Raw genomic sequence first — 18,982 nt, forward strand, 5'->3', positions numbered from 1 at the left:
CGCCGTTCAGCTCTTGCGGGCCAACGGCTGCCCCGCGAAGCTCACGCCGGCCAGACCGTGGGCCATGAGGTTGCGGATGTTGGCGTGGTCGGTGCCGTCCGGCGTCGCGAGCACACTGCGGTAGTGCTCACCGAATGCCAGCAGCGCTTCCTCGTCGCTCAGCCCTTCCAACACGGCCAGTCCCAGCGTCTTGCAGGAACCCTCGTTCTCGCCCGCGGCATTTTCCACTTCCCCGTTGCGGAACGCCTGGGGCTGGTAATCGTAATGCGCGGCGACGAAGGCCAAGGTGTCGGCGAACTCGTGCTCACCCGACGCGAAGCTTGCCCGCAGCGATTTCAGATCGGTCATGTCGTTTCCCTCGGGTTGAACAGACGATCCGATTGCCGTCCGTGACCGGACGACAATACCCCCTCGGAGCAGGCGACACGGTCCTGGAACTGTCCGAGCCGCCCCTGTTCTCAACATCCGGACGGACCGCGATTCCCGGCGGATCGACCGAAAGGCCGGTGAATACCGCGAGGTCGCCGGGCCATCCGGAAGAACACGGCCGTCATTCTCTTGTCCTCCGAGGTGCTGCCCACGTAATTCGTCGCCGTGTGGATGAATCCGCCGGGCAGACTCCGGCGGTGGAAACCGGTTCCGCAGCTCTTGGGCAGGTCCGGGCCGAGACACAGCACCGCCGCTTGGCTACCGGCATGTGACCAGTCGGCCGGAGTCGAGCACCGCGGTCCGGTGGGCCAGGGCTTCGGCAGCCATCCCGTCGTGGGTGATGAGCACCAGGCTGAGAGCCCGCCGTTCCTGCAGTGCGGCCAGGTGGGTGAGGATGGCGTCTCGGGTGACCGCGTCGAGCCCGGCGGTGATCTCGTCGCACACCAGGACTTCGGGCTCGGCCAGCAAGGCTCTGGCCAGGGCCGCCCGTTGGAGTTCGCCGCCGGACAGCGCCCCGGGTCGGCGCAGGGTCAGCTCCTCGGTCAGGCCCAGCTCCCCGAGGGTCCGTACGGCCGTCCGGCGTGCGGTGTCCCGGTCGGCGCCGCGCAGGCGGACCGCCGTGCGGGCGACCTGGTCGAGGACCGGCCGGTGCTCGTCGAAGGCCGCCTTGGGGTCCTGGAACACGTACTGAACGGCGGCCAGTTCGGTACGGCTGCGGGAGCGCAGGCTGCGCGGCAGCGGGGCCCCGTCGAGCAGGACCGCCCCGTCGTACGCGGAGTGCAGGCCGGCCAGGCACCGGCCCAGGGTGGTCTTGCCGCTGCCGGAGCGACCCGTGACCGCCAGGCACTCCCCCGGCGCGACGGACAGGGTGATGCCGTGCAGCACCGGCACGGTGCCGTGGGCGGTCCGGTGCCGTGCGGCCAGTTCCCGTAGCGCGACCCTGGTGCCCGCCGGGCGGGCGGCCCCCCTCCGGGCGGGGCGCGCGGGCCGCCGGGGGGCCGGCAGTACCAGGTCCGCGGGGCCCCGGTCCACGACCCGGCCGGCGCGCAGTACGACCGCGTCGTCGGCCAACTGTCGTACGACATCCCGGTCGTGGCTCAGCAGGACGAGGGCGATGCCCTGTCCGGCCACGTCGGCGAGCGCCTCGACGATGCCCTGCTTGGTGGCCGGGTCCTGGCCGGTGGTGGGTTCGTCGGCGACGATCACCTCGGCCCCCAGGAGCAGGGCCTGCGCGATGACGACCCGCTGCTGCTGGCCGCCGGAGAGCTGGTGGGGGTAGCGGCGCAGCACCATCTCGGGGTCGGGCAGCTGCGCCCGGCGCAGCGCGTGCTCGACGCGGCCCAGGATCTCGCGGCGGGTTCCGCCGTGGCGGGCGGCGATGTCGCGGAGGAGTGCTCCGGCGCGGCGGGCGGGGTTGAGGACGGCGGCGGGGTGCTGGGGTACGTAACCGACGGAGCCCGGTCCGGGGGTCCTGATCCGTCCGTGGACCACGGAACCCGCCGGGAACTCGCCGAGGAGGGCCCGTCCGGTGGTGCTCTTTCCGCTGCCCGACGGCCCGACGAGGGCCGTGATCCGTCCGGCGCGGGCCGTCAGGCTCACCCCGTCGACGAGCACGCGGCCGGCGACCTCCACTCGGAGGTCTTCCACTTCCGCCACCGGGTTCATGCCCGGTCTCCTTTCCTCGTGGCCTTGGCAGCCGGTGTGTGCAGGACCGCGTCGAAGAGCAGGTTGGTGCCCATCGACAGGGCGGCGATGAGCAGGGCGGGTACCACGACGGCCCATGGCTGTAGGAACAGGCCCGTGCGGTTGCGGTCGACCATGACCGCCCAATCGGCGGCGTCGGGTTCGACGCCGACGCCGAGGAACGCGGCCGTGGCCACCAGATAGAGGGCACCGGTCAGCCTGATGCCCGCGTCGGCGGCGAGGGTGCGGCGCATGGAGCGGGCCACGTAGCCGAGCGCGGTGCGCGGCCAGGACTCGCCCTGCATGCGCAGTGCCTCGACGGCGGGCCGGGCGCAGATCCCGGCCGCCGCCGCGTGCACCACGCGCGCGGCGTCGGGTACGGCGGCCAGTCCGACCAGGGCGGCCAGTCCGGCCGGACCCGGGGTGAGGGTCGCGGCCACCAGCAGCACCAGCAGGAGCGACGGGACGGCGATCAGGACGTCCAGGGGCCGCATCAGGGCCTCCTCCAGCCAGGTGCGGCGGGTGAGCGCCGCGGTCAGTCCGAGCGGGACCGCGACCAGGTAGGCCAGGCCGGTGGCCGCGATTGCGACGAGGACGACGGAGCGGCCGCCGAGCAGGACTTGCCGCCAGACGTCGCGACCGGAGAAGTCGGTCCCCAGCCAGTGCCCGGCACCCGACGCGAACGACACCGATCGGGGTCCGGGCGGTCCGGCGAACAGCGGTCCGAGGGCGGCCGACAGCAGGGGTACGGCGATGAGTCCCGCTGCGAGGGCGTACCTGGACGCGGGGTGCTTCACGCGGCCACCTCCGCTCGGGGGGCGAACCGGCGGGCGAGGAGGTCGGCCCCGAGGTTGGCCAGGACGGTGACCACCCCGAAGACGACCGCCATGCCCTGGACGACGGGCACGTCCCTGGAGGCGACGGCGTCGACGAGCACGGTTCCCAGGCCGGGGACGACGAAGAGGGCTTCGACGACGATCACTCCGCTCAGCAGCCAGTCGCAGGTGCGGGCCAGCTGCTGCGCGGCCGGAGCGAGGGCGCCCGGCAGGGCGTGCGTCCAGCGGACGCGGGCGGCGCCGATGCCGTAGCGAAGGGCCTGGGCGACGTACGGCGAGGCCATGGCGTCGATCATCCCGGCGCGGACCAGGCGGCTGATGGTGCAGACGGGGCGTGAGACGAGTACGAGGACGGGCAGGGCCAGTACGGCCGGCTGGGCGAGCGGGTCGGCGCCCACGGCGGTGGGCGGCAGCCAGTTCAGCCATGCGCCGAACAGGGTGGCCAGCAGGACACCGAGTGCGAATTCGGGTACGGAGTGCACGGCCAGGGTCAGTGCGCTGAGGGTGCGGTCCAGCGGGCCTCCCTCGCGACGGGCGCACAGCACGCCCAGTGCGACCGAGAGCGGCAGCAGTACGAGGAGAGTGGCGCAGGCGAGTGTCACCGTCGGGCCGAGGCCGCCGGTCAGGTAGCCGGAGACGGGCCGTCCGCTGACCAGGGAGGTGCCGAGGTCTCCCCGGAGGAGTCCGGCGGCCCAGTCCAGGAAGCGTTCGGCGGCGGGCCGGTCCAGGTCCAGGGCCGCGCGGATCCGGGCGATGCGCTCGGGGTCGGGCTGGTCGCCGGCCAGGGTGACCGCCGCGTCTCCGGGCAGTGCCTCGGTGAGGACGAAGACGAAGAGGACGACGGCCGCCGTCTGCCCCGTGCCGAGGAGCAGACGGCGGCCGGCCCAGTGCAGGTGCCGGGTCACGCGAGCCAGAGCTTGTCGAAGCGGGCCCAGTCGAGGGTGTTGGCGGGTGCCGTCGGCGACACGCCGTGCACGGTGGGCGCCGTGGCGACGATCCAGTCGGCGAATCCCCAGATCAGGAAGCCGCCTTCGTCGTGCAGGCGGCGCTGCATCCGCTCGTAGATGGCCGCGCGTTCCTTTTCGTCGCGGGTTGACTGGGCCTGCTGGTAGAGGTCGTCGAAGTCTTGTCGCTGCCACTTGGTGGCGTTGGTGGTGGATCCGGTGAGCAGGCGCTGCGAGATGTGGGACTCGATGGGCATGGACCCGGAGCGGTAGGAGGCGAAGGTGCCGTTGTCGAGGATGTCCTTCCAGTACGTGTCCTTGTTGCCGACCCTGACCTCGACGGTGACTCCGGCTTTGGCGGCCTGCTCCTTGAAGATCCCGGCGGCTTCGATGAATCCGGTGGCGGCGGGGGCGGTGTCGAGGGTGACCTTGAGGTTCTCGGCGCCGGCTTCCTTGAGGAGGGCGCGGGCGCGGTCGAGGTCCTGGGTGCGCTGTGGCAGGTCGGAGGCGTAGTACCGGTAGCCCTTGCCGAAGAGGTCGTTGCCGACCTCGCCGGCGCCGGACAGGGCGCCGTCGACGAGTTCCTTGCGGTCGGCGATGAGGAAGAAGGCCTGCCGGACGCGCTTGTCGTTGAACGGCGGCCGGTCGGTCTTCATCACGAAGCCCTGCATGGAGCTGCCGGGCAGCCGGACGATCTCGATCCTTCCCTTGCCCCCGTGGGTCCGGGCGGTGGCGGGGCTGAGCTCGTGGGCGTACTGGACCTGGCCGCCGAGCAGGGCACCGGTCCGGGCCGACTCCTCGCCGGCGACGACGAACTCGACCTGGTCGAGGTGGGGTGCGCCCTCCCAGTAGGCGTCGTTTCGCTTGACGACCAGGGACTTGCCGGGGGTGAAGGATCGATGGGTGAACGGGCCGGAGCCGATGGGCCGGTCGAAGGACGTGGTGTCCTTGGGGATGACGTAGGCGCCGAACGCGGCGAGGACGTTGGGGAATTCGGCGTAGGGGCGCTTGAGCCGGAACTCGACGGTGGAAGCGTCGAGGGCGCGGGCGGCGGCGAGGTCGATGGGCTCCAGGGAGGCCTTGGCCCGGAAGGTGCCCTTGGGGTCTGCGATTCTGCGGTAGCTGTAGAGGACGTCCTCGGCGGTGACCGGGCGGCCGTCGTGGAAGGAGGCCTTGCGCAGGGTTATCTTCCAGGTGTCGAGCGTCTCATTGGGCTCCCAGCGCTCGGCGAGCCGCGGTACGGGGGCGAGGTCGGCCCCGAAGTCGGCGAGCTTGTCGTAGAGGGCCTTGGCGCGGGCGGCGTCGACGAACAGGTTGGCTGCGTGCGGGTCGAGGGTCTCGCCGGCTCCGCCGCCCGCGAAGGCGGCACGCAGGGTGCCGCCGCGCTGGGGGGTGTTCGCTTCGCCGGCGTTCTCAGTGTCGGCGGCCTTGCCCGTGTCGCTGGCGCATCCGGCGGTGAGGGCGAGGGCGGTGACCGTCGCGGTGGCGGTGGCGATGAGGAAGCCTCTGCGGGCGAGGGTGGATCGGTGGTCGTTCACGGTGTGCTTTCTCCGTTGCCGTGCTGAAGGTGGTTCTGGGGATTGAGCCGGGCGACGAGGTGGAGGCGGTCGGAACTCGTGGTCCCGTGCGGCAGGTCGCCTTCGCGCCAGGGCGGTTCGGTACGGGGGCCGGGGCGGTCGTACAGGCCGAGGACCTCGAAGCCGGCGGTGGTGAGGAAGTACCGCAGTTCCTGGGGGAACAGCAGCCGCCAGGCGGAGTGCTGCTCCTCCGGTGCCGACCCGTCGTCGGTGGTCCAGGTGCGGCGGCGGCGCAGGAGTTGGGCGCCGTGGTCGATCCACAGGGTGGTGTGGGAGGTGTGCGTGGTGCCGCGCCACGTGAAGGAGGTGGTGCGCGGGCCGTCGAGGAGTTCGGTGTTGCCGAGGAAGAAGGCTCCGTTGCGCATCTCCGCGATGAGCAGCCCGCCCGGGCGCAGGTGGCGTCGGATGGCGGCGAGGCAGGAGGTGAGGTCGTCGTTGGTGTGGCAGTAGAGCAGGGAGCTGTCCAGGCAGAGGACGGCGTCGAAGGTGCGGCCGAGGTCGAAGTCCCGCATGTCGGCGCGGTGGTGGTCGGGGCCGGGATGACGGCGGCGGGCGTGGGAGAGCATGGTTTCGGCGCTGTCGACGCCGGTGACCTGTCGTCCGCCGTGGTGGTGCAGCCAGGCCGCGTCGCGTCCGGTGCCGCAGCCGAGATCGAGTACGCGCGGTCCCGCGCCGTGTCGGCTCAGGACGTCCTCGGCCCAGCGGGCGGCGCGCCGGTCGGGGTCGGGGAAGCGCTCTTCGTAGAGCTCGGGGTGGTCGGTGAGGAGGTTTCCGGTGCTCATCTTGTCTCGCTCAGGGGACGCGGATCACTGTCCGGGACGGCGGATGCGGCTGATGGGGCGGGAAGTCGGGGCAGGGCCCGGCGCCGGTGCAGCAGGGCGACGGCGGCTGCCGAGGTGAGTCCGAGGACGGTGCAGCAGGCGTAGGGGAGCCAGGCCGGGCCGCCGTGCGTGGCGATGTCCATGGCCCGGCCGACCCCTGCTCCGGTGGCCGCGGCGGCCACTCCGGACACCGCGTAGTAGAGGCCGTAGAAGGTGCCGGTGAGCTGCCCGCGGCCGAAGGAGGGGATCAATTCCATGGCGAAGGGCTGGGCGGTCATCAATCCGAGGTAGAGGAGCAGCGCTCCGGCCAGTACCGGCACCAGCAGCGCCGGGTGCGTCCCCGCTGTCCCCGTCTTCCCCGCCACCAGCATCGGGGGTACGAAGCCGAGACCGCTGACGGTCAGCCCGGTGGCGATCCACCGGCCCCGGCCGCCGCCCCGCGCGGCCAGCCCCCGGGTGAGGCGCAGTTGGAGCAGGAGGTTGGCGAGGATCCCGACGACGAAGAGCAGCCCGACTGCCCCCGGCCGGCCGGTCGCCTGCCGTGCGGCGTGCGGGAGCAGCAGGTAGAGCTGGCTCTCCATGCCGTACATGCCGACCATGGCCGCGGCGAAGGCCGTGAAGCGGCGGTTGCCGAGGACCTCCCGCCAGTCGCCGAGCACGGTGCCGGTCGGGCGCGGCACGGCGCGGGCGGGGAGCACGATCGCCTGCGCGAGGGTGAGCACCGCGAACACCCCCGCCGCGGTGAGCGCCGCGGCCCGGAAACCGCCGTACAGCAGCAGGCCGCCCAGCAGCGGCCCGATCAGCGCCCCCGCCGTGGCGAACACGTTGAACAGCGCGAACGCCTCCGCCTTGCGAGCACCCGACTCCTGGGCGACGTACGTCCGTACGGCGGGGTTGAACAGGGCGCCGGCGAGCCCGCTGAGCACGGACGCGGCGATCACCACGGGCAGGGCGTCGCCCAGGGCGAACAGCGCGAAGCCGAGGGTGCGCAGGCCGCAGCCCGCGATGATCACGCCTCGGGCTCCGAGGCGGTCGGCGGCCGAGCCCCCGATCAGGAACAGTCCCTGCTGGCTGAGGTTGCGCAGGCCCAGGACCAGGCCGACCACCGCCGCCGACAGCCCGAGGTCGTCGGTGAGGTGGGTGGCCAGGTACGGGACGAGCAGGTAGAAGCCGATGTTGACGCCGAGCTGGTTGACGAGCAGGAGCCGCACGGCCGGCGGGAAACCGCGGACCGCGGCGATGGTTCTCATCGCGCGACGCCCGCGGGTATGCCGGCGCGGGGCAGCACTCCCAGGCCGCTGCGCGGGGCGGGCCGCACGGTGCCGTCGGTGCCGCCGATTCCGGACCACGGGTCGTCCGCGAGGAGCAGGTGCCCGTCGAGGTCGACCCAGCGGGCCCGGTCGACCAGGTGGACGGCGGGCGCGATGCCGAGCGAACTGGCGGTGAGGCAGCCGAGCATGAGGTCGGTGCCGCTGCCGTCCAGTACCGCCTGGATCCGCAACGCGGCCCGTACGCCGCCGCACTTGGCGAGCTTCACGTTCACCCCGTGGACCCGCCCGGCGAGGGCTGCGGCGTCCTCGTAGGTGACCGCGTCCTCGTCGGCGATCACGGGGATCGGGGAGGTGTCCGCGACCCGGGCCAGTGCCTCGGGTCTGCCCGCGGCGATCGGCTGTTCCACGGCCGTGACGCCGAGGGCCGCGAACCGGGGCAGGAGTGCGCGGGCCTGCTCCTCGGTCCAGGCGCCGTTGGGGTCCAGCAGCAGGTCCACTGCGGGCGCCGCCGTATGGACGGCCTCGACCCGGGCCAGGTCCTCTGCCGGATCGGGGGATCCGGCCTTGACCTTGAGAACGGTGAAGCCGGTCGCGGCGAGCCGGCCGGCCTGGGTGGCAGCGGCGGCGGGCGCGACGATGCCGATGGTGCGTGCCGTGGCCGCGGAGGGCGGCAGAGGGCTGCCGAGCAGTTGGTGGACCGGCGCACCGGTTCGCTTGCCGACGAGGTCCAGTACGGCCGACTCGACGGCGGCGAGGACTCCTGCGGGCAGCTCTGCGCCCACGGGACCTGCGGGCGCGAGTTCCGCCCAGGCGGTCTCCGGGTCCGGCAGGCGCTCGACCACCGGGCGCAGGGCGGTCAGGTGGCGCAGGATCCGTGCGGCGGGAAGCCCGAGGTGAACGCTGCTGACGGCCTCCCCCCAGCCGCGCAGCCCGCCGTGCTCCAGGCAGACCCGGACCGCGTCGCGGCGGGCCATCACGGAGCGGGAGATGCGCAGTGGCTCGGCCAGTTCGAGCGAGGCGGTGTGCCAGGTGAGTCTCATACGGCTCCTCCGGGGGCCGGAACGCGGGCGGCCCGGGCGTGTCCACCGGGGGCGGCGACGGGATCGAGGACGGTTCGGCAGCGGGTCCAGCCCAGGGCCTCGGCCGCGCGCGGGTGCGGGATCTCCAGCGGGCGGGTGGCGGGCGGGGTGGAGGTCAGGCCGTGGGCGTGGCAGAAGTCGTCGTCGTAGACGGTGCCGAGATAGCGGTGCGGGCCGTCGGGGAAGACGGTGGCGACGACGGCGCCGGGTTCGGCCCTGGCGGCCCATGCGGAGACCAGCGCGACGGCGCCGGTGCTCCAGCCGCCGCTGACGAAGCTGCCGCGGGCCAGCCTGCGGCAGGCGTCGACGGCTTCGGCGGCGCCCACCCAGTGCACCTCGTCGAACGCTCCGTACCGGACGTTGCGGGGGTGGATGCTGCTGCCGAGTCCGCGCATCAGGCGCGGCCTGGCGGGCTGTCCGAAGATCGCGGAGCCGACGGAGTCGACACCGATGATCTTCAGTCGGGGCCAGCGGGCGCGCAGCGGACCGATCAGCCCGGCGCTGTGCCCGCCGGTGCCCACGCTGCACACCAGTACGTCCAGGTGGTCGAGCTGACCGATCAGTTCACCGGCCATGGACAGGTATCCCGCGGGATTGTCAGGGTTGTTGTACTGGTCGGGCCAGTAGGCGTCCTCGGTGCGGGCCAGGACCTCGCGGAGCCGGGAGATGCGGGCGGCCTGCCAGCCGCCCTGCGGGGCGGGACGGTCGACGAGCTCCAGGCGGGCGCCGAGCGTGCGCAGCAACTGCCGCATGGAGGGCTCGAGTTCCGTGTCGCCGACCAGGACGACGGGGTGGCCGAGGGCCTGGCCGGCGAAGGCCAGCCCCACGCCCATGGTGCCGGAGGTGGACTCGACGACCGGTGCCCCGGGGAGCAGCTCACCGCGTCTGCGGGCGCCGGTGAGCATGGACACCGCGGCTCGGGCCTTCATCCCTCCGGCGCTGAGGCATTCGAGCTTGGCCCAGAAACCGGGGTGGGGGTGGGGAAGGTCGGTACGGATCCGTACGACAGGTGTACGCCCCAGCAGGGGTAGGAGATCCGGGTTGGCGACGGCGGAGTGGGACGCGTTCATGGGCGGAGCGAGGGTCACGGGCGGCCTCCGTAGCGGTGGATGACCCCGGGACCGCCGTCGAGCCAGAAGAACGGGTACGGCTCGGCGGACACGGCGCTCACCCCGGCCCCGAGGAACCGGGGCAGGACGGCGCTGCCGGTCTGCGCGAACATCACGAGGGGTTTCCCGGTCCCGGCGGCGTGATCGAGCAGGCCCTGGAAGGAGCCGTTGCCGAGGGTCATGCCGGAGGCGAGGACGGCGCCGCAGCGTTCCAGGTGTGCGGCCGTGTCGGTGAGGACGGGTTCGCCCCACTCCGTGGTGCCGCCCTTGAGGTCGCACGGCAGGTAGTCGAGGCCTCGCGCGCGAAGCTGTTCCAGGAGCGAGTTGACCACTCCGACCACCAGGACGGGGCGGCGCTCCCCTGCCGGGGAAGGGCCGGCGGGCAGCAGGTCGACGACGGCGCGGGCGCGGGCCCGCGATCGGCTCAGCGAACTGCCCGCCGGGAGCGGGTACGGGCGGGCGCCGTTGTCCGGCGTGTGCGGGCGTACGTGGGCGAGGTAGGCGTCCAGCGCCGCGATCCGCACGGGCAGGTGCGGATGGTCGAGGAGGTCCGCCACGGTGGCTCCCACGCACTCGTCGAGGGCGCCTTGCGGCAGGGAACCGGGCTCTACGGCGCAGGAACCGACGGCCGCGTCGAGCCGCAGGCTGAGCACCTCGTTGCGGTAGCCGATGTTGCGCCGTTCGTGCCGGACGGCCTGGGCGGTGGTGAAGGCGAGCGAGATCCGCTCGCCTCCGGGGTCGGGTCCGTACGTCCCGGCCAGGACCATCCGGACCAGCTGGTCGACGGTCCGGACGGCGGGGTCGCCGTGCGGGCGCTCACCCGCCGGGACCGCTCCGAGTACAGGTGTGCGCAGGGCAGGCGGGGTCACGCGGGCACCACCGGGCAGGGCTCGTAGCACGGGCGCAGGCCGGCGACCAGCCGCTCGGCGGCCGCACGGGCGCCGCTGCCCTCGGTGTCGGCGGTCATCACGTGGCCGAGGTACTCGTTGTTGCTGGTGGCGGCGCGCACCGTTCGGCCGGGTTCGGCGAGGCCGAGTTCCAGGACCTCGGGGCGGGCGCGGAGGGCCTGCGCCCCCTCGATGCCGGTGAGGATGCCGATGGTGTCGGGCAACAGGAAGGAGATGGCGGCGCTGCGCACTCCGGTGGGTCGCGGCGCCACGTCGGGCGTGCGTCCGAGGGCCACGTCCACGCAGGCGGTGGCGAGGTCGACGCCCGTGACGTGGCGGACCAGTTCGGTGATGCGGTTGCCGGCCGGGCGGGGGTTGACCTCGACCACCCTGGGTCCGTCGGGTGTCAGCTTGATCTCCGTGTGGCAGACCACCTGGTCCAGGCCCAGCGCCTTGATCGCTCCCAGTGCGGCCTCGGCGGCCTCGGCGGCCCGGACGTCATCAAGGGCGGCCGGGAACATGTGGCCGGTCTCGATGAAGGCGGGCGCGCCGCCGATGCTCTTGTCGGTGACCCCCACGACGTGCGTGGTGCCGCCGAAGGAGACGGTCTCGACGCTGACTTCGGGTCCGTGCAGCAGCTCTTCGAGCAGGATGACCGGGGCACGGTCCTGGCCGCGTGCGTTGACCGGGAACGCGGCGAGGGCCTGGCAGGCGACGTCGAGTTCACGCTCGTCGCGTACCGCGCGGACCAGCATGCCCGCGCACAGGTCGACCGGCTTGACCACGAGCGGGTAGCCGAGCTCACGAGCTGCGGCCGCCGCCTCCGCGGCGCCTTCGCACAGGGCGAATCGCGGTCCGGGGACGCCGCCTTCGACGAGCGCACGGCGCGTCAGGTCCTTGCGACAGGCCGCCTCGACGGCCTCCGGGGAAGGCCCGGGCAAGCCGAGCCGCCGGGCGGTGTGTGCGACGGCCGGCAGGTAGTAGTCGCACGAGGAAACCACCCCGTCGAAGCCGAGGACTGCGTGCAGGTCCTCGATCCGGTCCTGAAGCGCGCCCGTGTCGTTGGTGTCCGCCGTGATGATGTTGCGGGCCGTGAGCAGCGGGTGCGGCCCGTCGCTCGCGGGGGCCGAGCGCAGATAGTGGTGCAGGTCGCGGGTCACGAAGGTGAACTCGTGCCCGTCTTCGCGGATGGCTCTGGGCAGCAGCCTGCTCATCGACCCCACCCAGCTTTCGATCACCAGCAGATGTCCCACCGGACTTCCTCCCAGACTGCCGTCGGCTCTGTGCGACGCAGACGTTATAGGAAATCGTTTTCATTTCCAATACGGCGGTTTTCCGCTAGCCTGCCACTCGCCGGAACACGAGAGACGGAGTGCGATGACAGAGCCGACAGAGCTGACGCGAGATCAGAAGATCGGGCCGTACACGGTGCGGCACGCGAGAACCGAGGACCTGCCCGGCGCCCGGAAGGTCATGCTGGACACCTTCTACCGGGAGTTCGGCTACGGGTACGTGCCGGACTGGCACCCCGACGTCGTCGATCTCGAAGGCACCTACCTGCGCCACCCCCGCCACGCCCTCGTCCTGGCCGTGCGCGACGACGGCGAGGTGGTCGGCACCACCGCGCTCAACTCGCGCGGCCCGGCCCATCCCCCGCACCCGCGAAGCCTCGTCGAGCGCTATCCCTCGGGACGGACCGCGCAGCTGTTGCGCGTCTACGTACGCCCTGACCACCGGCGGTGCGGGCTCGCCCGCGCCATGGTGCGCACCGCCTGCGCGTTCGCCGCGGCCGTACCCGGCTACGAACGCGTCTATCTGCACACCAATGTCGACATCCCCGGCGCGGAACGCTTCTGGCGCAGCATGGCCACCGAGGTGTTCGACGCCCGCACCACCGGTGAGCACGGAGGCTTCGGCACCGTCCACTTCGAGATGCCGGCTCCCCGGGAGCGTCAGTGACGGTGGGACACGCGCAGGCGCAGCCCTCGGGGGTTGAGGACGGCCGCTCTTCCCGGCCGGACCCCGCGGCCGGGGAGCGGGCGCAGGTGCCACCGGGCGGTGACGATCGCGAGGGCGAGCGTGGCCTCCGCGACGCTGAAGGTGTCGCCGATGCACTTGCGCGCCCCGGAACCGAATGGGATGAAGCCCCGGCGTACGGGAAGGAGGGAGTGCAGGCCGTCCCACCGGTCGGGGTCGAAGTCCTCCGGTCGCGGATGGACGTCGGCGCGGTGATGGATGACGTAGGGGCTGTAGGCCAGCGTGGTGCCGGCGGGGAGGGTGTACCCGCCCAGGCGGGTGTCGGCGGTGGTCGTGCGGGTGAGGATCCAGCCGGGTGGGTACAGCCGGAGGGCTTCCAGGACGACCTGGTTGGCCGTCTTCAGGCGGGGCAGATCGTCCGCGGTGGGACGGCGGCCCCGGAACACGCTGTCCGCTTCGGCGTACAGACGTGCCTCGATCTCCGGGTGTCCGGCGAGCAGGTGCAGGGCCCAGGAGATGTTGGCCGCGGTGGTGCCCGTGCCGCCCGCGAAGAACGTGATCACCTGGTCGACGATCTCGGTTTCACCGAGGCGCTCCATGCCGGCGTCGGCGTCGGTGGCCGGGCAGCGGGCGGCGAGGAGGGCCGACAGCAGGTCTCCGTGGTCGGTGGCGTCGCCGCGGCGCTGCCGGATGACGGTGGTGAGCGTCTCGCGCAGCCGGGTGCGTGCCGTGCGGTAGCGGTGGTTGGCGAGGGTGGGCAGGCGTTCGAGGGCGGGCGGGGTCATCGCCCGCCGGTAGATGCCCTGGATGACGATGGTGAGATCGTCCAGCGCCTGGCGGAATTCCCGTGGCGGGAGGGCGGTGGAGAACATGGTGCGCCCGGCGATCCGCGCCACGATGTCCTTGGCCTCGGTGAAGACGTCGAGGTCCTGACCCTGGTGCCAGGCGTCGGCGGCTCGGGTGATCTCGTCGACCATGACGTCGACGTAGCCGGGGAAGCGGGCGGGGTGGAAGCTCGGCTGGATCAGCTGCCGCTGCCGGCGGTGCTGATCGAGGGGGCAGGTGACCAGACCGTTCCCGAACGCCTCCCTGATCCGCTGGTACATCGGGCCGCCCTTCTCGAAGGTCCGCTCGTCGAGCAGTACCTGCTGGGTCAGGTCCGGGTCGCAGAGGACGACCATGCTGAACGGGCCCAGGCGGACCGTGACCAGGTCTCCGTGGTCCGGTAGGGAAGACAGGAAGGCCAGCGGGGCGCGGAAGAGGGCCGGGCTGTGTCCGAGCAACGGCAGCGCACCGGGAGCTTGGGGTACCGGCTGTGTGGAGGTCATCGATTCGCCTCTCTGCTCGATCGCCGCGGGCGTCAGTGGTGGCGGGTGAGGGTCCTGAGGAAGTCGTCGTTGGGGTGGACCGGGTCGGCGCCGGCGCTGTACCGGGTGATCTCGCACGACCAGTCGTTGTGCGCGCCGACCCAGGTGTGGTTCCCGTCGATCCATCGTTCGAGGCTCTCGCGCTGGTCCCCGTCGAGGTGGAGGTGAGCGGCGAGTTCACGGGCGCGTGCCGCGGTGGTGTGGAACCGTGCGGCGTACTCCTCGGTGAGCGCGACGATCTCGCCGAGTGCTTCCTCCGGTGTCGCCGCGGTGGTGCGGGCGAGGAGCATGACCGCGTTGACGCTGTCCCCTCTGTCGAGTTCCTTCTCCAGGGAATAGATGTCGTTGCACAGGATGACCAGGTCGGTGGAGATGGCGCTGAGTTCCCGGACGGCGGTCTGGTGCCAGACGTGGCCGGGGACCTCGAACCCCGAGGCCCGCTCGATCATGTCCTGGCAGGGCTGGTAGCCGATGACGTCGCGCCGGGCGGAGAGGTAGGCGTCCACCGTCGTGGGAGGCTGGTGGGTCCGGTCGACGTCCTCGGTCACATTGCCCCAGAAGTACCGGGTCCAGTGGGCCGCGGCACGCGCCCTCCATTGCGCCGACATGCCGCGGACGCTGTCCTGCCACAGGTCCGCGAAGGCCCCGGCCACCGGTGAGAGGGCCTGGCGAGGGGCGGCGGTGTGGAGGTCGAGAACGCCGACGAGTTCGTCGACGAACGCGGTGGCGTGCGCGGTCTCTCCGCGCCAGGGGCCGTCGAAGAGTTCGTCGACGACGAAGAAGAAGCACATCATGTCGACGGCGAGTTCCAGATCGGGTCCGGTCGCGTCGGGGTACGCGTAGGCGATCATCTTGGCGCAGTCGGCGCCGTGGAACCGTCTCCAGGTCCTGGCGTCCGCTTCCAGCCCGAGCCGTCTCCCCCATGCCACCGCCCGCTCCCGGGCCGATGCCAGGTCGTCGTTGACGCGGTGGGGGAAGTCGAAGGGCGGGGTCAAGGGCATGCGTGGCTCCTCGGGCGAGACGGTGGCGCGCGGGGCTGCTCAACGGCGTGCGAGGCGGGTCAGGTGGTCCGGGTGACGGCGGCACGGGCGAGACGGCTGAGGACGGCGGTGACGGCCGCGGGGAACGGCGCCCGTTCCAGGGCCCGCCGGGCCTGTTCGTACCGGCTGCGGATCATCCGTTCGACCTCTTCGTGAGCGCCCGTGGCACGGATCAGGTCCCGGACGCGAGCGGCTTCGTCGCAGGTGAGTGCGGGGCTGCCGAGGAGCGCGTCGAGGGTTGCGCGCTGCGTGGCGTCCGCGCGTTGCAGGGCCAGGGCGACGAGGACGGTGTGCTTGCCGTCGCGCAGGTCGTCGTCGACCGGTTTGCCCGTCCACAACGGAGTGCCGAAGACGGAGAGGAGGTCGTCGCGCAGTTGGAAGGCGTCGCCCAGCGGGAGGCCGTAGGCACTCAGCGCTTCCAGAACCGGAGGCGTGGCGCCGGAAAGCATCGCTCCGATGTGCAGCGGACGTTCGAACGTGTACGTCGCGGTCTTGTACCTCGCGATGCGCATGGCCCGCCGGACGTCGGCCGTCGGCTTGCCGGCGGTGGTGATGTCCAGGTACTGGCCGTACACCACCTCGCGGCGCATCTCGTCCACCAGCGACAGGATCCGAGCCATGTGCTCGGGCGGCCGGCGGGCGGTGTGCAGGAGTTCGTCGGAGTAGACCAGGGCCAGGTCCCCGGCCAGGATCGCCGCGCTCCGCCCCACGTGCTCCGCGGCGGCGGGGTCACGGCCCTGCCCCAGCCTGGCCGCGAGGACCTTGTGAAGGGCGGGCCCGCCCCGGCGCGTGTCCGACCCGTCCATGATGTCGTCGTGGATCAGAGCGAACGCGTGGAACATCTCCAGCGACGCCGCCACGTCGATGACCGCCTCGTCGGCTCCACTCCCGCCGGCTGCCTGCCGGCCCATGACGCACAGCACGGGCCGGATCCGCTTCCCCCCGGCGAACAGGAGGTCACGAAGGGCCGTCGACACCTCGACCGGCGACAACTCGCCTTCCGGTCCGTCCGCCTTCTCCCGCAGGTAGCGGTCCAGCCGCTCGTCGACCGCTTGTCGGATCCCGGACAACTCCTGGTCCACCGCCGCTTCCGCGGGTGGCTGGTGCACTGTCTTGCCTGGCCGCGCTACTTGACGCACCGTCACCCCCGTCGTGTGGACAGCACAACGCAGTGCCGCGAAGCCGCCGACCGGACGACGCTGCCGGCGGTCCTCGATCGGGCTGAGCGTAACCCTGTGCCCAAGGCTCCGTAAGCACGTTCCGAGTCAGGTTTCACACGCGTACCGGACGCGAACCGCGTCACCGGCCCGCCGGCACCGGTCAGGACCGCGCCACCGGCCAGGCGGCCAGTGCCAGTTCGACGGCCGCGGTCAGCCGGGGGGCGGTGGCGCCGTCCCGGGCCCGTTGCGAGAGTCCCTGGAGGACGGTGGCGAAGTAGTCGGCCAGGGCCCGGGGGTCGGCCTCGGCGGGCAGTTCCCCCGCCCGCTGCGCCTCCCGCAGCCGGGCCTCGAACCCGTCCACGTTCCTGTTGCGCAGATCTCGGAGGAATGCCCTCACCTCCGTGTCCTGCGCGGTGACGTTGGTCGCCGCGGTGATGGCCAGGCAGCCGGCCGGGTGCGCGGGGTCCGGGTAGATGACCGCGGCCTCGCGAAGGATGCGCGCGAACGCCCCGTACGCGGTGGGCTCCTCCTGGAGCGCCACTCCCGCGAAGGCGCCGACAGGTGACCGGCCGTAGGTGTCGACCACTTCCTTGAACAGGGACTTCTTGTCTCCGAAGGCCGCGTACAGGCTCCCTGAGCGGATCCCCATCGCCTCGGTCAGCTCACCGATGGAAACGCCTTCGTAGCCCCGCTCCCAGAACAGACGCGTGGCAGCGGTCAACGCCGCCTCGCGGTCGAAGGTGCGCGGGCGGCCGCGCTTGGGTGTCTCGGTCATGCACACATTTTAGAGCGCTCGACCAAAAAATCGTGCTAGCTTCTTTCTTGGTCGATCACTCAACAAATGAAAGGCGGCCAACCACCATGGGTGTGCAGCGACTTGAAGGAAAGACCGCGCTCGTCACCGGAGGCAGCAGGGGCATCGGACGTGCCGTCGCGGAACGGCTCGCGCAGGACGGCGCCGTCGTCGCACTGACCTACGCCCGCGACGAACCCGCGGCGCACGACACCGTGGAGCGCATCCGAAAGGACGGCGGCCGGGCCTTCGCCCTCCAGGCGCAGCTGGGCAGCCACGGCGACGCCGCCGCCCTGTGGTCGGCGTTCGACGCCCGGATCCCCCACCACGCGCCCGAACCGGTCGTCGACATCATCGTCAACAATGCGGGCATGGGACGCAGTGCGGACCTGGCATCCCTGACCGAGGACGACTTCGACGAGGTCTTCGCCGTGAACGTGCGCGCGCCGTTCTTCATCGTGCGGGAAGGACTGAAGCGACTGCGCGACCACGGTCGGATCGTCAACATCTCCAGCGGAGCGGCCCACCTCGCCATGCCCGAGGCCATCGCCTACGGGGCCACCAAGAGCGCCCTGGACAACTTCACCCTCAACCTCGCCAAGGAGCTGGGTGTCCGGGGCATCACGGCGAACTCGGTCGCGCCCGGGATCATCGACACCGACGTCAACGCGGGCTGGCTGCGCGGCAACCCGCAGGCCGAATCCCACGCGGCCTCGCTCGCCGCGCTGGGCCGTGTCGGCCGGCCGGAAGACGTGGCCGACATCGTGGCCTTCCTCGCCTCGGACGACGCGCGCTGGGTCACCGGCAAGGTGATCGACGCCACCGGCGGCTCCGGCCTGTGAGCCCTCGCCCTTGGGCGGAAGGACCTGTCGGCGGCCCCCCGCCCGGGGGAGCCCACTGCATTGATCTCCGATAACGGGGAAGCCTTGCCGGCGATTCTGTTGGTCGTCGTCGGACCGGGACGGGTGGCATGCGCGCTTTGACTTTCGTGGTGGGTACGGGACGCAGCGGATCGACCGCCCTGTCGGGCATCGTCAACGTCCATCCGCAGGTGCTCAGCCTCAACGAGCTCTTGTCGTCGGTGCAGAGCCGCGGCTTTCCCCCGGGCCTTGTGACCGGTCGCGAGTTCTGGCGGCTGCTGGCCGATCCGAATCCCGTGTTCGAGCGGATGATCCGCAGCGGTGTGCCGATGCCCGAGTTCCTCTACCCGCGCCGTCCCGGACGATTCGCGACCGAGGCCACGGGCATTCCCGCCCTGTCCCTGATGGTGCTCCCCCACTTGACCGACGACCCGGACGGCCTGTTCGACGAGCTGGAGAAGCAGGTCCACGGTTGGCCGGAGCGAACCGCCGCATGCCACTACGAGCACCTGTTCGGCCTGCTGTGCACGCGGTTCGGGCGGGACGTCGTGGTCGAGCGGTCGGGCTACTCGCTGGAGCGGGTGCCGCTGTTGCGCGAGGTCTTCCCGCACGCACGTTTCGTACACCTGTTCCGGGACGGTCCCGACTGCGCGCTGTCCATGAGCCGGCACACCGGATACCGGCTCATCCTGCTGTTGCGGGAGATCTGCGCCCGGACCGGCGCCGCGCGCGTCGAGGACCTGACGGAAGAGCAAGTCAGCTCGCTGCCGCCCGAGTTGTCAGGGGTGTTGGCGGAGCGATTCGATCCGTCGCTGGTCTTGGACCGAGAGTTGCCGTCCACGGGTTTCGCGGCGCTCTGGTCGGAGCTGGTCGTCCGGGGTGTCGAGCATCTGAGCCGTGCGCCCGAGGCGATGCGGACCACCCTCGCCTACGAGGACCTGCTCGACCGACCACGCGCCGAGCTGACCCGGTTGGCCGAGTTCATCGGCGTCGAGCCGACCTCCCAGTGGCTCGACGTCGCGGTCGCGCGGCTCGACGGCGGTCGACGGGGCGCGTCCCGTCGACTTCCGCCGGCTGAGCTCGCGGCCCTGCGAGAGTGCTGCGCTCCCGGCACGCAGGCACTGACCGCCGCGCCGACGGGGTGAAGGG

At 71.9% G+C, this 18,982-nt stretch carries 18 protein-coding genes; 3 read left to right on the forward strand and 15 right to left on the reverse strand.

The genetic code is table 11. From position 1 onward, the window contains the following. Nucleotides 1-6 precede the first annotated feature (6 nt). The 11 genes from ACIQ5Y_RS33145 to ACIQ5Y_RS33195 form a co-directional block, all read right to left on the reverse strand. Complete coding sequence (locus ACIQ5Y_RS33145) at nucleotides 7-348, reverse strand: HopJ type III effector protein (protein ID WP_403888978.1); 342 nt, start codon at nucleotides 346-348, stop codon at nucleotides 7-9. Nucleotides 349-687: 339 nt separating this feature from the next. Continuing rightward, entirely contained in the window at nucleotides 688-2,094 is a 1,407-nt protein-coding gene (locus ACIQ5Y_RS33150; RefSeq protein WP_403888981.1) for an ABC transporter ATP-binding protein, read from the reverse strand. After that, nucleotides 2,091-2,909 (reverse strand): ABC transporter permease, encoded by an 819-nt coding sequence (locus tag ACIQ5Y_RS33155; RefSeq protein WP_403888984.1) that lies wholly within the window; start codon nucleotides 2,907-2,909, stop codon nucleotides 2,091-2,093. The genes ACIQ5Y_RS33150 and ACIQ5Y_RS33155 overlap by 4 nt, the downstream gene beginning before the upstream one ends. After that, entirely contained in the window at nucleotides 2,906-3,862 is a 957-nt protein-coding gene (locus ACIQ5Y_RS33160; RefSeq protein ID WP_403889074.1) for an ABC transporter permease, read from the reverse strand. The genes ACIQ5Y_RS33155 and ACIQ5Y_RS33160 overlap by 4 nt, the downstream gene beginning before the upstream one ends. Next, nucleotides 3,850-5,430, reverse strand: coding sequence for an ABC transporter substrate-binding protein (locus ACIQ5Y_RS33165; RefSeq protein WP_403888987.1), 1,581 nt, complete (start codon nucleotides 5,428-5,430; stop codon nucleotides 3,850-3,852). The genes ACIQ5Y_RS33160 and ACIQ5Y_RS33165 overlap by 13 nt, the downstream gene beginning before the upstream one ends. Next, nucleotides 5,427-6,251 carry a class I SAM-dependent DNA methyltransferase gene (locus tag ACIQ5Y_RS33170; protein WP_403888990.1) on the reverse strand — a complete coding sequence of 275 codons (825 nt, stop codon included), beginning with the start codon at nucleotides 6,249-6,251 and terminating at the stop codon, nucleotides 5,427-5,429. The genes ACIQ5Y_RS33165 and ACIQ5Y_RS33170 overlap by 4 nt, the downstream gene beginning before the upstream one ends. Then, nucleotides 6,248-7,540 (reverse strand): MFS transporter, encoded by a 1,293-nt coding sequence (locus tag ACIQ5Y_RS33175; RefSeq protein WP_403888993.1) that lies wholly within the window; start codon nucleotides 7,538-7,540, stop codon nucleotides 6,248-6,250. Before ACIQ5Y_RS33175 ends, ACIQ5Y_RS33170 begins: the two co-directional genes overlap by 4 nt. Beyond that, nucleotides 7,537-8,601, reverse strand: coding sequence for a dipeptide epimerase (locus ACIQ5Y_RS33180; RefSeq protein ID WP_403888996.1), 1,065 nt, complete (start codon nucleotides 8,599-8,601; stop codon nucleotides 7,537-7,539). The genes ACIQ5Y_RS33175 and ACIQ5Y_RS33180 overlap by 4 nt, the downstream gene beginning before the upstream one ends. Further along, complete coding sequence (locus ACIQ5Y_RS33185) at nucleotides 8,598-9,710, reverse strand: PLP-dependent cysteine synthase family protein (protein WP_403888999.1); 1,113 nt, start codon at nucleotides 9,708-9,710, stop codon at nucleotides 8,598-8,600. The genes ACIQ5Y_RS33180 and ACIQ5Y_RS33185 overlap by 4 nt, the downstream gene beginning before the upstream one ends. A gap of 14 nt (nucleotides 9,711-9,724) precedes the next feature. Further along, nucleotides 9,725-10,516 (reverse strand): Rossmann-like domain-containing protein, encoded by a 792-nt coding sequence (locus ACIQ5Y_RS33190; RefSeq protein ID WP_403889077.1) that lies wholly within the window; start codon nucleotides 10,514-10,516, stop codon nucleotides 9,725-9,727. A gap of 98 nt (nucleotides 10,517-10,614) precedes the next feature. Next, nucleotides 10,615-11,889 (reverse strand): ATP-grasp domain-containing protein, encoded by a 1,275-nt coding sequence (locus tag ACIQ5Y_RS33195; RefSeq protein WP_403889002.1) that lies wholly within the window; start codon nucleotides 11,887-11,889, stop codon nucleotides 10,615-10,617. A gap of 124 nt (nucleotides 11,890-12,013) precedes the next feature. On the opposite strand from ACIQ5Y_RS33195, the gene ACIQ5Y_RS33200 reads away from it, so the two are divergent. Then, nucleotides 12,014-12,595 carry a GNAT family N-acetyltransferase gene (locus ACIQ5Y_RS33200; RefSeq protein WP_403889005.1) on the forward strand — a complete coding sequence of 194 codons (582 nt, stop codon included), beginning with the start codon at nucleotides 12,014-12,016 and terminating at the stop codon, nucleotides 12,593-12,595. On the opposite strand, the gene ACIQ5Y_RS33205 is transcribed toward ACIQ5Y_RS33200, so the two are convergent. The 4 genes from ACIQ5Y_RS33205 to ACIQ5Y_RS33220 all read right to left on the reverse strand — a co-directional run bounded on the left by ACIQ5Y_RS33205 (nucleotide 12,589) and on the right by ACIQ5Y_RS33220 (nucleotide 16,955). Then, nucleotides 12,589-13,941, reverse strand: a complete 1,353-nt coding sequence (locus ACIQ5Y_RS33205) for a cytochrome P450 (protein WP_403889008.1) — start codon at nucleotides 13,939-13,941, stop codon at nucleotides 12,589-12,591. The two genes, ACIQ5Y_RS33200 and ACIQ5Y_RS33205, sit on opposite strands and share 7 nt — an antisense overlap. 32 nt (nucleotides 13,942-13,973) lie before the next feature. Further along, the gene (locus ACIQ5Y_RS33210; protein WP_403889011.1) at nucleotides 13,974-14,981 is read right to left on the reverse strand and encodes a hypothetical protein; all 1,008 of its coding nucleotides are present in this window, start codon (nucleotides 14,979-14,981) and stop codon (nucleotides 13,974-13,976) included. A 59-nt stretch (nucleotides 14,982-15,040) separates the two neighbouring features. Further along, nucleotides 15,041-16,129: a polyprenyl synthetase family protein gene (locus ACIQ5Y_RS33215; RefSeq protein WP_403889015.1), complete on the reverse strand. Its 1,089-nt coding sequence runs from the start codon at nucleotides 16,127-16,129 to the stop codon at nucleotides 15,041-15,043. 211 nt (nucleotides 16,130-16,340) lie between these two features. Then, nucleotides 16,341-16,955 (reverse strand): TetR/AcrR family transcriptional regulator, encoded by a 615-nt coding sequence (locus tag ACIQ5Y_RS33220; protein WP_403889018.1) that lies wholly within the window; start codon nucleotides 16,953-16,955, stop codon nucleotides 16,341-16,343. An 86-nt stretch (nucleotides 16,956-17,041) separates the two neighbouring features. Here ACIQ5Y_RS33220 and ACIQ5Y_RS33225 point away from each other — a divergent pair, with 86 nt between their 5' ends. Beyond that, a complete protein-coding gene (locus tag ACIQ5Y_RS33225) occupies nucleotides 17,042-17,815 on the forward strand; it encodes an SDR family oxidoreductase (RefSeq protein ID WP_403889021.1) in 774 nt (257 codons plus the stop codon). Nucleotides 17,816-17,943: 128 nt separating this feature from the next. After that, complete coding sequence (locus tag ACIQ5Y_RS33230) at nucleotides 17,944-18,978, forward strand: sulfotransferase family protein (RefSeq protein WP_403889024.1); 1,035 nt, start codon at nucleotides 17,944-17,946, stop codon at nucleotides 18,976-18,978. Nucleotides 18,979-18,982 lie beyond the last annotated feature (4 nt).

It is taken from the genome of Streptomyces sp. NPDC096339, assembly GCF_044762985.1.
GTDB lineage: Bacteria > Actinomycetota > Actinomycetes > Streptomycetales > Streptomycetaceae > Streptomyces.

Excerpts from the sequence above, each read along its gene's own strand:
- ACIQ5Y_RS33185 (WP_403888999.1), bottom strand. The coding sequence starts at position 9,710 with ATGAACGCGTCCCACTCCGCCGTCGCCAACCCGGATCTCCTACCCCTG.
- ACIQ5Y_RS33225 (WP_403889021.1), top strand. The coding sequence starts at position 17,042 with ATGGGTGTGCAGCGACTTGAAGGAAAGACCGCGCTCGTCACCGGAGGC.
- ACIQ5Y_RS33180 (WP_403888996.1), bottom strand. The coding sequence starts at position 8,601 with ATGAGACTCACCTGGCACACCGCCTCGCTCGAACTGGCCGAGCCACTG.
- ACIQ5Y_RS33220 (WP_403889018.1), bottom strand. The coding sequence starts at position 16,955 with ATGACCGAGACACCCAAGCGCGGCCGCCCGCGCACCTTCGACCGCGAG.
- ACIQ5Y_RS33205 (WP_403889008.1), bottom strand. The coding sequence starts at position 13,941 with ATGACCTCCACACAGCCGGTACCCCAAGCTCCCGGTGCGCTGCCGTTG.
- ACIQ5Y_RS33175 (WP_403888993.1), bottom strand. The coding sequence starts at position 7,540 with ATGAGAACCATCGCCGCGGTCCGCGGTTTCCCGCCGGCCGTGCGGCTC.
- ACIQ5Y_RS33150 (WP_403888981.1), bottom strand. The coding sequence starts at position 2,094 with ATGAACCCGGTGGCGGAAGTGGAAGACCTCCGAGTGGAGGTCGCCGGC.
- ACIQ5Y_RS33230 (WP_403889024.1), top strand. The coding sequence starts at position 17,944 with ATGCGCGCTTTGACTTTCGTGGTGGGTACGGGACGCAGCGGATCGACC.
- ACIQ5Y_RS33145 (WP_403888978.1), bottom strand. The coding sequence starts at position 348 with ATGACCGATCTGAAATCGCTGCGGGCAAGCTTCGCGTCGGGTGAGCAC.
- ACIQ5Y_RS33210 (WP_403889011.1), bottom strand. The coding sequence starts at position 14,981 with ATGCCCTTGACCCCGCCCTTCGACTTCCCCCACCGCGTCAACGACGAC.
- ACIQ5Y_RS33190 (WP_403889077.1), bottom strand. The coding sequence starts at position 10,516 with ATGGTCCTGGCCGGGACGTACGGACCCGACCCCGGAGGCGAGCGGATC.
- ACIQ5Y_RS33170 (WP_403888990.1), bottom strand. The coding sequence starts at position 6,251 with ATGAGCACCGGAAACCTCCTCACCGACCACCCCGAGCTCTACGAAGAG.
- ACIQ5Y_RS33200 (WP_403889005.1), top strand. The coding sequence starts at position 12,014 with ATGACAGAGCCGACAGAGCTGACGCGAGATCAGAAGATCGGGCCGTAC.